The 12,886-nt window shown below is 63.0% G+C and carries 12 protein-coding genes; 10 read left to right on the top strand and 2 right to left on the bottom strand.

Annotation, left to right across the window (positions count from 1 at the left end):
- Positions 1 to 23: 23 nt before the first annotated feature.
- The 6 genes from FDP28_RS06165 (at position 24) to FDP28_RS20965 (ending at position 7,523) form a co-directional block, all read left to right on the top strand.
- Positions 24 to 3,827 (top strand): multifunctional oxoglutarate decarboxylase/oxoglutarate dehydrogenase thiamine pyrophosphate-binding subunit/dihydrolipoyllysine-residue succinyltransferase subunit, encoded by a 3,804-nt coding sequence (locus FDP28_RS06165; protein ID WP_144659835.1) that lies wholly within the window; start codon positions 24 to 26, stop codon positions 3,825 to 3,827.
- Positions 3,828 to 3,918: 91 nt separating this feature from the next.
- Entirely contained in the window at positions 3,919 to 4,566 is a 648-nt protein-coding gene (locus FDP28_RS06160) for a GDSL-type esterase/lipase family protein (RefSeq protein WP_144659834.1), read from the top strand.
- Between the two features lie 2 nt (positions 4,567 to 4,568).
- Positions 4,569 to 5,828, top strand: a complete 1,260-nt coding sequence (locus FDP28_RS06155; protein WP_144659833.1) for a serine hydrolase domain-containing protein — start codon at positions 4,569 to 4,571, stop codon at positions 5,826 to 5,828.
- A gap of 78 nt (positions 5,829 to 5,906) precedes the next feature.
- A complete protein-coding gene (locus FDP28_RS06150; RefSeq protein ID WP_144659832.1) occupies positions 5,907 to 6,755 on the top strand; it encodes a DUF4097 family beta strand repeat-containing protein in 849 nt (282 codons plus the stop codon).
- Entirely contained in the window at positions 6,755 to 7,369 is a 615-nt protein-coding gene (locus tag FDP28_RS06145; RefSeq protein WP_144659831.1) for a PadR family transcriptional regulator, read from the top strand. The genes FDP28_RS06150 and FDP28_RS06145 overlap by 1 nt, the downstream gene beginning before the upstream one ends.
- Before the next feature lie 79 nt (positions 7,370 to 7,448).
- Positions 7,449 to 7,523, top strand: a complete 75-nt coding sequence (locus FDP28_RS20965) for a 50S ribosomal protein bL37 (protein ID WP_369299106.1) — start codon at positions 7,449 to 7,451, stop codon at positions 7,521 to 7,523.
- A gap of 113 nt (positions 7,524 to 7,636) precedes the next feature.
- On the opposite strand, the gene rsrA is transcribed toward FDP28_RS20965, so the two are convergent.
- The gene (rsrA, locus tag FDP28_RS06140; RefSeq protein WP_144659830.1) at positions 7,637 to 7,897 is read right to left on the bottom strand and encodes a mycothiol system anti-sigma-R factor; all 261 of its coding nucleotides are present in this window, start codon (positions 7,895 to 7,897) and stop codon (positions 7,637 to 7,639) included.
- The gene (locus FDP28_RS06135; RefSeq protein WP_144659829.1) at positions 7,894 to 8,697 is read right to left on the bottom strand and encodes a sigma-70 family RNA polymerase sigma factor; all 804 of its coding nucleotides are present in this window, start codon (positions 8,695 to 8,697) and stop codon (positions 7,894 to 7,896) included. The genes rsrA and FDP28_RS06135 overlap by 4 nt, the downstream gene beginning before the upstream one ends.
- Before the next feature lie 180 nt (positions 8,698 to 8,877).
- On the opposite strand from FDP28_RS06135, the gene FDP28_RS06130 reads away from it, so the two are divergent.
- The 4 genes from FDP28_RS06130 to hisN are packed head-to-tail and all read left to right on the top strand — an operon-like array spanning position 8,878 to position 12,764.
- The gene (locus FDP28_RS06130) at positions 8,878 to 9,393 is read left to right on the top strand and encodes a DoxX family membrane protein (RefSeq protein ID WP_144659828.1); all 516 of its coding nucleotides are present in this window, start codon (positions 8,878 to 8,880) and stop codon (positions 9,391 to 9,393) included.
- 6 nt (positions 9,394 to 9,399) lie between these two features.
- A complete protein-coding gene (aroA, locus tag FDP28_RS06125; RefSeq protein ID WP_186313524.1) occupies positions 9,400 to 10,767 on the top strand; it encodes a 3-phosphoshikimate 1-carboxyvinyltransferase in 1,368 nt (455 codons plus the stop codon).
- A gap of 2 nt (positions 10,768 to 10,769) precedes the next feature.
- Positions 10,770 to 11,885: a ribosome small subunit-dependent GTPase A gene (rsgA, locus tag FDP28_RS06120; protein WP_144659827.1), complete on the top strand. Its 1,116-nt coding sequence runs from the start codon at positions 10,770 to 10,772 to the stop codon at positions 11,883 to 11,885.
- A 54-nt stretch (positions 11,886 to 11,939) separates the two neighbouring features.
- On the top strand, positions 11,940 to 12,764 hold the full coding sequence (gene hisN, locus FDP28_RS06115; RefSeq protein WP_144659826.1) for a histidinol-phosphatase: 825 nt from the start codon (positions 11,940 to 11,942) through the stop codon (positions 12,762 to 12,764).
- Positions 12,765 to 12,886 lie beyond the last annotated feature (122 nt).

Raw genomic sequence — 12,886 nt, 5'->3', positions numbered from 1 at the left:
CTCATGGAAGAGGCGTATTTCAAGTGCCAGAGCAGCCCAGCCACCGTCTACCAGAGGAATTTGGCGGAAACGAGTGGCTCGTTGACGAACTGTACGAGCGGTACCAGCACGACAAGAACTCGGTGGACACCAAGTGGTGGCCCCTCTTCGAATCCTTTGCTTCCGCTGACGGCACTTCTTCCAACGGAACCTCTGCAGCTCCAGCAGCTGCCAATCCCCCTACCCAAGTACTTCCCGTCGTAGCTCCGGCTGCAGCGGCTCCGGCACCGGCGCCGGCAGCCCCCGCAGCGGCACCGGCCGCCGCCCCTGCGGCTCCGGCAGCTCCCGCTCCGGCGAAGAAAGAACCTGCAACAGTTGCCCGGGACGGTGCAAAGAAGCCCGCCGCCGGCAGCACTGCGCAGCCAATCCCTGCCCAGCTGCCCAAGAGCAACAAGGCCCCCACTGCACCGGAAGAGGATGTCGTTTCCGTCCTCCGCGGTCCGGCCAAGGCCATCGCCACCAACATGGTGACCAGCCTGGAAGTTCCCACTGCTACCAGCGTCCGCGCCGTGCCGGCCAAGTTGCTCATCGACAACCGTGTTGTCATCAACTCGAACCTTGCCCGTGCCCGCGGTGGCAAGGTTTCCTTCACGCACCTCATCGGCTATGCCGTGGTCCGCGCGCTGTCCCAGTTCCCGTCGATGAACGTCTACTACGACGAGATTGACGGCAAGCCCAGCGCCGTGCAGCCCGCGCACGTCAACTTCGGCATCGCCATCGACATGCCCAAGCCCGATGGCACCCGCCTCCTGATGGTTCCGAACATCAAGAAGGCCGAAACCATGGACTTCGCCGAGTTCTGGCACACCTACGAGGACCTCATCAAGCGCGCCCGCAACGGCAAGCTGACCGCTGACGACCACGCAGGCACCACCGTCTCGCTGACGAACCCCGGCGGCATCGGTACCGTGCACTCGGTTCCACGCCTGTCCAAGGGCCAGGCCGCCATCATCGGCGTCGGCGCCCTTGACTACCCGGCAGAGTTCCAGGGCGCGAGCGAGAAGATCATCGCCCAGAACGCCATCAGCAAGATCCTCACGCTGACCTCCACCTACGACCACCGCGTCATCCAGGGTGCAGGCAGCGGCGAGTTCCTGAAGCTCGTCCACCAGCTGCTGCTCGGTGCGCAGAACTTCTATGACGAAATCTTCGAAGCCCTCCGCATTCCGTACGAGCCCGTTCGCTGGAGCCCGGACCTTCAGGTGGATCCGGCTGACGAGATCAACAAGGTTGCCCGCATCCAGCAGCTGATCCACTCCTACCGCGTGCGCGGCCACCTCATGGCGGACACCGATCCCCTGGAGTACGTCCAGCGCAAGCACCCGGACCTCGATGTCCTGACCTACGGCCTGACGCTGTGGGACCTGGACCGCGAGTGGCCGACCGGCGGTTTCGGCGGCAAGCCGATGCTGAAGTTCCGTGACATCCTTGGCGTCCTGCGCGATGCTTACTGCCGCACCACCGGCATTGAGTACATGCACATCCAGGAGCCTGCTGAGCGCAAGTGGTTCCAGGACCAGCTGGAGCACCCCTACTCCAAGCCGAGCCGCGAAGAGCAGCTGCGGATCGTATCCAAGCTCAACGCAGCCGAAGCTTTCGAGACCTTCCTGCAGACCAAGTTCGTGGGCCAGAAGCGCTTCTCGCTCGAAGGCGGCGAATCGTTGATCCCGCTGCTGGACGCCATCATCTCGGATGCGGCCGACGACGGACTCGACGAAGTCGCCATCGGCATGGCCCACCGTGGCCGCCTCAACGTGCTCACCAACATCGCGGGCAAGACCTACGCCCAGGTGTTCCGCGAGTTCGAAGGCACCCAGGACCCGCGCTCCGTCCAGGGCTCCGGTGACGTCAAGTACCACCTCGGCACCGAGGGAACCTTCACCTCGGACAACGGCAAGCAGACCAAGGTCTACCTGGCCGCCAACCCGTCCCACCTCGAAGCAGTGGACTCCGTCCTTGAGGGCATCGTCCGCGCCAAGCAGGACCGCCTCGACCAGGGCGAATCCTTCCCCGTGCTTCCGATCATGGTCCACGGTGACGCAGCCTTCGCCGGCCAGGGCGTAGTGGCGGAAACCCTGAACCTTTCCCAGCTGCGCGGCTACCGCACCGGTGGCACGATCCACGTGATCGTGAACAACCAGGTGGGCTTCACCACCGCACCGTCGTCCTCGCGTTCGTCCACGTACTCCACGGACGTTGCCAAGATGATCCAGGCACCGGTCTTCCACGTGAACGGCGACGACCCCGAAGCCGTGGTGCGCATCGCGCAGCTCGCCTACGAGTTCCGCCAGCGGTTCCACAAGGACGTCGTCATCGACATGGTCTGCTACCGTCGCCGTGGCCACAACGAGGGCGATGACCCCTCGATGACCCAGCCGCTGATGTACAACCTCATCGAGGCGAAGCGTTCGGTCCGCAAGCTGTACACCGAATCCCTCATTGGCCGTGGCGACATCACCGAAGAGGAAGCCGAGCAGCTGCTCCGCGACTACCAGGAACGCCTGGAGCGGGTCTTCGCCGAGACCCACGCTGCGCAGACCTCCCCCATCCCGATCATCACTGCGGACTCTGCTGCAGTTTCGGACATCGAGCGCCCGATCGCCCAGCAGGCCGACTTCGGCACCAACTCACCCGCCTCCACGGCCATCTCCGCCGAGACCCTTGCCCGAATCGGCAAGGCCCACTTGGAGATTCCGGAAGGCTTCACTGTCCACTCCAAGCTCAAGCAGCTCCTGGAGAAGCGCGAGCAGATGTCCCGCGAAGGCGGCATTGACTGGGGCTTTGGCGAGATCGCGGCCTTTGGTTCCCTCATCATGGAAGGCGTACCCGTGCGCCTCGCTGGCCAGGACTCCCGCCGCGGTACCTTCGTCCAGCGCCACGCCGTCTTCCACGACCGCGCCAATGGCAATGAGTGGCTGCCCCTGGGCAACCTCTCCGACAACCAGGCAAAGCTGTGGATCTACGACTCCCTGCTCTCCGAATACGCGGCCATGGGCTTCGAATACGGATACTCCGTGGAGCGTCCTGACGCCCTTGTTCTCTGGGAAGCCCAATTCGGCGACTTCGTCAACGGCGCCCAGACGATCATCGATGAGTTCATCTCCTCGGCCGAACAGAAGTGGGGCCAGCGCTCCTCGCTGGTTTTAATGCTGCCTCACGGCTACGAAGGCCAGGGACCGGACCACTCCTCTGCCCGTATCGAGCGTTTCCTGCAGCTGTGTGCCGAAGACAACATGATCGTCGCCAACCCGACGACTGCTGCTTCGCACTTCCACCTGCTGCGCCGCCAGGCCTACAGCCGTCCGCGCAAGCCGCTGATCATCTTCACGCCCAAGCAGTTGCTGCGCCTCAAGGGTGCCGCATCCGCCGTCGAAGATTTCACCACGGGCGGCTTCAAGCCGGTTATCGGAGATCCGGAAGTGCAGCCGGCAAACGTGGACCGGGTCATCCTGGTCTCGGGCCGTTTGTACTACGACCTCCTGTCCAACCGCCAGAAGTCCGGCGATACCTCCACCGCCATCATCCGCGTCGAGCAGCTCTACCCGCTGCCCAAGGCTGAGATCGAGGCAGAGCTCGCCAAGTACCCCAACTCTGAGATCGTCTGGGCACAGGACGAGCCCGCCAACCAGGGTCCGTGGCCGTTCATGGGCCTGAACCTGGCACCGGAGCTCGACCGCAAGCTGCGTCTGGTGTCACGTCCGGCATCGGCTTCCACGGCCGCCGGTTCCATGAAGCGCCACGCCGCAGAACAGGATGCCCTGATCAAGCAGGCATTCGAGCGTAAGTAAAACGAAACTGCCCGGCCTGAGGAGCGATAAACACGCCTCAGGCCGGGCAGTTCTGTTTAATGGGACTGAACCCCGGTCCTGAAACCGGCTGATGATCCGGACATTGTGCAAGGACCGTAACGAGTGTGAAGAGGTAACCGTGGAAGACAGGAAGCTGCGCATCGCAGCTGTTGGAGATGAACTGCTTGCGGGCCTGGGGGATCCCCGCGCCCTGGGCTGGCTCGGCCGGGTCCTTGCCCGCACGCCCCAGGACTCCGTCGTGGTGGAAAGCTTTGCGCTCCCTTGTCCCATGGAAGGCACCGAGGGCCTGGCAGCGCGTTGGCAGGACGAGGCCGGCCGGCGCTTCAGCGACACCCATGAGAACCGTTTGGTGATAGGCCTGTCGGGACGGGACCTTGAGTTCGGTCTCTCCACGGCGCGCAGCCGCCTGAACCTGGCGAACATCCTTGACGGCGCTTCCCACAGCAGCGTCGAGGTTTTCGTCGTGGGTCCGCCGCCCACTCTTGACCCTGCACGCAACAAGCGGCTCGCTGAACTCAATACGGCGTTCGCGGACGTGACGACCCGCAGGAACCATCATTACGTTGACACCTTCTCCCCCTTGCTCAATCATGAGCAGTGGAGGACGGACCTCGCAGCCAATGGGGGAACACCGGGCCAGGCAGGCTACGGATTGATTGCGTGGCTGGTACTGCACCGGGGCTGGTTCCAGTGGCTTAACATCGCCCAACCGGAGTAGCCATGACGCGGAACGTGCAGCTTTCTGTAAGAGCATCGTCGGCAGCAGCAGTCCTCGCCGTCGTCCTCACCACAGTTTCCTGCAGTTCCCCTCCTCCTGCTCCTCCAGCAGGAACTTCCAGCGGCACCGCTTCGCCGTCGTCGGCAAGCGCTGCCCTGCAACCGTTCGACGCCGGAACGTTGCGCACGGAGTTCGAACGCGCCGCCAAAGAGGTCATGGTGCCCGGCGCCGTCGTCCTCTTGCAGACGCCCGATGGGAACCACTCCTCGACCTACGGGACAGGGGTGCGCGGCTCCGATCGTCCGGTGTCGCCGGAAGACCACATCCGCGTCGGATCTGTCACCAAGACCTGGACCACCACAGTGGTCCTCCAACTGGTCCAGGAGGGCAAGCTGGCCCTGACCGACCCGGTTTCCAAGTATCGTCCTGATGTCCCCAATGGTGACGCCATCACCCTTGAACAGATGATGACCATGCGGAGCGGTCTCTTCAACTACACCGAAACCCTCGAGCTCAACACGGCCTTGGACAACCAGCCGCAAAGGCAGTGGAAGCCAGAAGAACTCCTCGCCTTGGCCTTTGCCCATCCCGCGTATTTTGCCCCCGGACAAGGGTTCCACTACTCCAACACGAATACTGTGCTCCTGGGCCTGGTTGCTGAGAAGGTCGAAGGAAAGCCCCTGGGACAGTTGTTCAAGGAGCGCATCTTCGAGCCCCTTGGCTTGAAGGGCACGCTCTTCCCGGACGTCTCGTCCAACAGCATCCCGGACCCGCACCCCAAGGGCTACTTTTATGGCGACAACGTACTGACAATGACCGATCCTGCCCTTCCCGGGGACATGCAGAAGGAAGCGGCATCGGGCGCACTGGCGCCCAACGACGTCACTGACGTGAACCCCTCCTGGGCATGGGCCGCCGGCTCGGGAATTTCCACCGCCGCCGATTTGAAAACCTTGGGCGAAGCTATGGTCAACGGAAAGCTTCTGGATGCCGAGCTGCAGAAAAAGCGCCTCGAGACCTTCTTCCCTACCAAACCTGACGACCCCAACGGCGCCTCCTATGGCCTGGGAATAGCGAAGTTCGGGAAGCTGTACGGACATACGGGCGAGCTGCCGGGATTCAACACCTTCATGGGCAGCGACCCCAGTAACGGCGTCACGCTGATTGTCTGGACCAACCTGGCGCCGGCGGCCGACGGACGGGATCCTGCCGTCGTGATCGCCCGCGGCCTCATCGGCAAGCTGTACCGCGCTTCATCCTGACCCGGAAACCCTTGCCTTCCCGGGAAACGCGATATATCGTGAATTCATCAACGCGATATATCGCAACTTGGAGGGATCATGTCAGAGGAACTTTGGACCGTGACGGGCCCGCAAACCATTGAAGTGGACAATGTCCGCTCCCTGAAGCTGGGCATCGTCAAAGGCCGCTTCGACATCGTGACGCACGACGAACCCTTTGTGCGCATCGAAATCAGCGAGATCACCGGTGACCCGCTGACGGTAACGCTGGTGGACAGCCGCCTGGAGGTACGGCATCAGCTGCAGGGCCCCCAAGGGTGGTTCCGCAACCTGATGGGGACCGTCAACAACACCAGTACCAACTCAGTGGTGGTCGGGATCGCACTGCCACCCGGCGTCGACGTCGAAGCTGGAACGGTGAGCGGCGACGGCATGGTCTCCGGCACCGGCGGCCGTATCCGCCTCAACACGGTGTCAGGTTCGGTCATGGCGGACGGCACCACCGGCGAACTGCATGTCAACACCGTCAGTGGCGAAGTGATCGCCAGGAACCACGACGGCGTCCTGACCGCCAAAAGCGTTTCCGGTGAGGTCACGGCGTCGGGAACCTTCACGAACGTCCGCGCCAGTACGGTCAACGGCGACCTCAGCTTCGATCTCCAGGACTACACGAACGACCTTGGAGCCAATTCAGTCTCGGGCGACCTGACCATCAGGCTCCCGCACGATGTGGGGCTGGACATTGTGGCGAAGTCGGCAAGCGGAACTGTGGTGATCGATGACCAGTTGTACGCTCAACCCGGAAGCAATGTGCACACCATCGTGGGACCGGATGAGCGGCTCATGCTTGTCCGCACGAATACGGTGTCCGGCAAAACGTACATCATCCATGGATCGGCACCTGCAGCGGGCAACAGCCCGCACTCGCCAGGGGAAGCAGGCCTCTGATGCCTCCCGTGTTCGCCCATGGTGCCCTGCGGCTTTACTTGCTTGCGCTGTTGGAGTCAGGCCCCAAGCACGGCTATGAGCTGATCAAAGCCCTCGGCGATCGCTTCGGAGGGACGTACTCCCCCAGTGCAGGAACCATCTATCCCCGTCTGGGAAAGTTGGAAGAGGAAGGACTCGTTGCCACAGAGGCCGAAGGCCGCCGCACCAAGTACTCCATCACCGCCGCCGGACGCGCTGAATTGGACAGCCGCAGGGAAGAACTGGCGGATGTGGAAGACACCATCTCGGCTTCAGTCAGGCGGCTGGCGGACAGCTTGCGGGCCGATATCCGCAGCAACATGCGCGGCCTCCGGGCCGATCTGGCCGCGACAGCCGAAGCAGCCCGCGCCAGCGCCGCGTCCGCCACGTCCAGGAGCCGTACGGCGGGCCACACACCCGAGGGCCAGCGGATGCTGAAGGAAGCCGAATTGATGGTGCAGGCCTTCCGGGACGATATCCGCGTGGAGTTGCGACAACACGGAGCATCCCAGCCCCTGACCCCGGTGGCATTGGAGACCGTGCGCGCAGTGCTGGACCAGGCACGAATCTCCATCCGGAACTCACTGAACAGCTGACCGGTTCGCGGCGCGGCACCCTGATGTGCGAAACTGGAGGGCAGCTCTATTGAGTATCAATCATTGAAGGAGGCCAGCTATGAGCAAGCGTGCACGTAAGCGTCGTGACCGTAAGCGCGGCGGCGCGAACCACGGCAAGCGTCCCAACACCTAAGCCAGCGGCTTAGCGTCAAGGCTTAAGAGCGGGGGCCCCGGAAACCATGCGGTTTCCGGGGCCCTTGGCGTTAAGCCCCCTAACGCGGGGCTGCTTTCGAACCAGCGCCTGGATCAGGCATCAACAGGCTTGATGGAATGAATCCTGTCCAGGATGGAGTTCTTGAGGTTCTCAGGCGCAGCTTCGGTGCACGAGCGCTTGACCATGGTGCGGATAAGGCACTCAAGGTCATACTGTTCGGCACACTCTTCACACGTGTCCAGGTGCTGCTTGATCTCCGTGAGGTCCTCGCGGGTCAACGCACCGTCGAGGTACTCATAAATCCGCTGCATTCGCGTATCGTCGCAATCGCCCAATCCCTGGCAGTCGCTCATTTCTCTTTCTCCTGATTGTTGCTTCCGGCCGCGGCCTGATCTTCGGTGTGGGCCTTGAAGCCCCTGTCGGCGGCGTAGTCCGCCAGCATGTCCCGGAGCATCTTCCTGCCACGGTGCAACCGCGACATGACAGTGCCGATCGGGGTATTCATAATCTCCGAGATTTGCTTGTAGGCATATCCCTCGACGTCAGCGAAGTAAACAGCCAACCTGAACTCCTCAGGAATGGCTTGCAACGCGTTCTTGACGTCGGAATCCGGCAGATGGTCAAGCGCCTCAGCTTCCGCTGATCGCAGGCCTGCCGATGTATGCGATTCGGCCTTGGCCAGCTGCCAATCCTCGATCGTGTCCGAATTGGACTGCAACGGCTCACGCTGCCGCTTCCGATAGAGGTTGATGTAGGTGTTGGTCAGGATCCGGTAAAGCCAGGCCTTGAGGTTGGTGCCGGGCTTGTACTGGTGAAACGCCGAAAATGCCTTGGTGTAGGCCTCCTGGACGAGGTCCTCCGCGTCCGATGGGTTCCGCGCCATCCGCATGGCGGCCGAATACAGCTGGTCCACGTACTGCATGGCGTCGCGTTCAAAACGTTCGCGCCGCTGCTCAGGGCTTTCCGCTGCGACATCGACGGCGGCCTGTTCCGAACCGTTGTCGTCGTCCGTCGCTTCGGCTGCTTCGTACATGGCCGCTGCGGCCGGTTCAATGGTGCTCATCGTTGCCAAGTCTACTGTCAGCTTGGGAGAATCCGGCTGCACCCCATACCCGGCCTCGGGCAGAACCATGCGGTCCTTCACCAAAGTCAAAAAACCAACTCCGTTCAGCGAGCGGCAACGACGTGCCGCAGTCCGGTCTTCACCGCACCTGAAACTCACAACGGTCGCTGCTGGGTAAATATTCCGCAAAGGTGCAAGACTAGAACCCGACTGCACCCCGTGAACACAACAATCATCGAACAGTGTGGCAAGCCACCCAGGAGGCACACCATGTCTTTTATCCGTTTTCTCGCACGGCCCATGCTTGCGTCCAGCTTCGTCGTGGCAGGCCTGGACAAGCTCAAGAACGCTGACGACACCGCGAAGCAGCTCTCCCCTGTCCTGCGACGTGCCTCGGAATCACTGCCCTTCAGAACCGACGAGAAGACTCTCGCCCGTGTTCTTGGCGGCGCGCAGCTCGGCGCAGGCGTCCTGCTCGGCCTCGGCAAGCTTTCCCGTTTCGCTGCCACGGTCCTGGCGTTGACATCGGCCCTGAACTCCTACGTCGAATGGCGCTCAGCGGACATCAGCACCAAAGAGGCCCGCAGCGCACGGAAAGCCCAGCTCCTGAAAAACATCTCGCTGACCGGCGGCGTGCTCCTGGCATCGGTGGACACTGAAGGGCGGCCGAGCATTGCCTGGCGCGCAGAGCACCTGGCAGCCGATGCCCGCAAGGTGACCGGCAAGCAGATCAAGAAGGCAGATAAAGCGGTGCGCAAGGCCGTAGACAACGCAGTTGGAGCATAAGGAAGCATGACAGGAACCACCTCCGCCAATACCGCAACAGGCAAAGCCGCCGACCTTCCGCTGTGGCCGGCCCCTTATGCCAAAGGGCCGGTCAATGCCACAGTGACTGTCCCCGGTTCAAAATCGCTGACCAACCGGTTCCTCGTGTTGGCAGCTTTGGCGGATGGTCCCTCGCGCCTCCGGGCTCCCCTGCATTCGCGCGATTCTGCGCTGATGATCCAGGCCCTTCGGCAGTTGGGGGCTACGGTCACAGAGGTTCCCGGTGACGGCGACTACGGACCCGACCTGGAAATCACTCCCCTGGATCCCACAGCCTCCAGCGCGGAAACCGCCATCGACTGCGGTTTGGCCGGGACCGTCATGAGGTTCGTGCCGCCGCTGGCTGCCCTGCGCAGCGGAGCTACCATTTTCGACGGCGACCCACATGCCCGCAACCGTCCGATGGGCACCATCATCGAGGCATTGATTGCTTTGGGAGTGCCGGTGGCAGCGGAAGGCGGCCGGACGCCGTCGGCCCTTCCCTTCACGGTGGAAGGCACCGGCGAGGTTCGTGGCGGGCACCTCGTCATCGATGCCAGCGCCTCCTCCCAATTTGTCTCCGCCTTGTTGTTGGTCGGTGCGCGCTTTACGGAGGGACTCCACCTGGAGCATGTGGGCAAACCCGTTCCCAGCCTCGACCACATCACCATGACCGTTGAGGTTCTGCGCAGTGTTGGGGTGGCCGTGGATGACTCGGTACCCAACCACTGGCGTGTCTCCCCGGGCACCATCAGGGCTTTCGACCAGCGAATCGAGCAGGACCTGTCCAATGCCGGCCCGTTCCTGGCTGCCGCGCTGGCAACAGGCGGCACAGTCCGCGTCCCGAACTGGCCGGCAGGCACCACCCAGGTGGGCGACATGTGGCGCACCATCCTTGCAGCCATGGGGGCCACGGTCAGCCTGCACGAGGGAACCCTGACGGTGACCGGCGGAGCATCCATCCAAGGCGCCGACTTCGACGAAACCAGCGAGCTGGCACCCACGGTCGCCGCCTTGTGCGCACTTGCAGACGGCCCCTCGCGGTTGACGGGCATCGCCCACTTGCGCGGACATGAAACTGATCGCCTCGCGGCGTTGGTTGCCGAGATCAACCGGCTTGGCGGCGACGCCGAAGAGACCGCTGATGGCCTGGTAATACGTCCCGCGGCCCTTCATGGCGGGGTGGTCCACAGCTACGCCGATCACCGGATGGCCACTGCCGGGGCGATCCTCGGACTTGCCGTCGAAGGCGTTCAGGTGGAGGACATAGCCACCACGTCCAAAACCATGCCCGAGTTCCCCGACATGTGGACGCGGATGCTCGAATCCGCCACCCCGGACGGGGACAGCAACTGACCATGGGGCGCGACGCACGTTCATGGGATGAATCCGACGTCCGGATCCGGCCAAACAAAAAGGGAACCAGGCCCAGGACAAAGGACCGCCCGAGCCACGACGACGCCGTCATCGGGCGCATCATCACCGTTGACCGCGGACGCTACCGGGCGATCGTGGATGAGGACACTGCCAACGAGCGCGTCGTCATCGCCGCCCGCGCCCGTGAGCTTCGGCGGAACCCTGTTGTTCCGGGTGACTTCGTGGCATTGGTAGGCGATGTCTCCGGATCACCCGACACACTGGCACGCCTGGTCCGGGTGGAGGAACGCAGGACGCTGCTTCGCCGCAGCGCGGACGACACAGATCCGATTGAACGCGTAGTGGTCGCCAACGCCGACCAGCTCGTGGTGGTGGTTGCGGCCGCCAATCCGGAACCGCGCACCGGATTCATCGACCGCGCCCTCGTGGCAGCATACGACGCCGGTATTGAGCCCCTGCTGCTGATCACCAAGGCCGACGTCAAGGATCCCACGGAGTTGCTGGCGAACTATCTCAGCCTCGACTTTCCCGTGATCATCAGCCGTACTGCCGACTCCGAGGCCAGCGGCATCGATGCCCGCTCAGATGACGGCTTGTCAGCGCGGTTGGACCGGGATGCCGTCTCCCAGCTCCGGTCCTACCTGGGTGGGAAAGTGACTGTCATGCTGGGCCACTCCGGCGTGGGTAAGTCCACCATGGTCAACGCCTTGACCGGTGCTGAGCGTGCCACTGGTGGCGTGAACGCCGTGACCGGCCGCGGCCGGCACACGTCGTCATCGGCTCTGGCCCTCAAGTTGGCCGATGCACCGTCCGGAAGTTGGATCATTGACACTCCCGGCATCCGTTCGTTCGGCCTGGCCCACGTGGATCCTGACCGGATACTGCATTCGTTCCCGGATCTGGAGCCCGGCACTGAGACGTGCGACCGTGGCTGCAAGCATGACGCAACCGCTGTGAACTGCGGATTGGATGCGTGGGTCAACGACGGCCATGCCGGGCCATCCGGTGTAGCGCGCCTGGCATCCCTGCGGCGGCTCCTGGGCGCGGACCCCCGGCTGGAAGCCAAGGAAGCCAAAGAACTGGGCACCGTTAACTGACGGATGTGCCTTAACGTCCCCACCGCCGCGCGCGTTTCAGGATAGTTTGGTGGCATGACCCAACCCGCTTCCACCTACAACGACGACCTGCGCCTGGCCCATGTCCTCGCCGATTCCGTCGATGCCCAGACCATGGATCGCTTCAAGGCCCTGGACCTGCAGATTGAGACCAAGCCCGACCTCACTCCCGTCACGGATGCGGACAAGGCCGCCGAGGAAGCCATCCGCGGTCAATTGTCGCGCTCACGTCCTCGTGACGCCGTCCTGGGGGAAGAGTTCGGCAGCAGCGGGCATGGCTCGCGACGGTGGATCATCGATCCCATTGACGGCACAAAGAACTTTGTCCGGGGCGTTCCTGTGTGGGCAACCCTGATCGCCCTCGTCGACGAAGGGGAACCCGTTGTAGGCGTCGTCAGCGCTCCCGCCTTGGGCAAACGCTGGTGGGCAGCCAAGGACATGGGCGCCTACATGGGCCGGTCCCTGGCATCGGCAACCCGCCTGAAGGTCTCCAACGTTTCCCGCCTGGCCGACGCCTCCATGTCCTACTCGAGCCTGTCCGGCTGGAAAGAACGTGGAAACCTCGACGAGTTCCTGGGGCTCACCGAGGACCTCTGGCGCACCCGCGCTTACGGTGACTTCTGGTCCTACTGCATGGTGGCCGAAGGCGCGGTGGACATCGCCTGCGAACCTGAACTGAACCTCTACGACATGGCAGCCCTGGTTCCCATTGTCACCGAAGCCGGTGGTCGCTTTACCTCCCTGGAAGGGGAAGACGGCCCGTTCGGCGGCAACGCGCTTGCCACAAACTCCATCCTGCATTCGGAAGTCCTGAAGCGCCTTAACCCCGGACTGGATGATCTCCTGCAGCCTCCGGCCTGAGTCCTGGAACATCGAGATCCATCGAATTTTCGACGGCCGTTGCCCCGGTTTTGGGGCGACCGCCGTCTTTTATTCGCAGGAACCCTGATTTTTCAATCCCGCGTAACAAACGGCTTAACAAA

The organism is Paenarthrobacter nicotinovorans, from assembly GCF_007670255.1.
Taxonomy (GTDB): Bacteria; Actinomycetota; Actinomycetes; order Actinomycetales; family Micrococcaceae; genus Arthrobacter; species Arthrobacter nicotinovorans_B.
The sequence above is the reverse complement of the archived record's forward strand: the minus strand, read 5'-3'. Positions and strand labels throughout refer to the sequence as shown.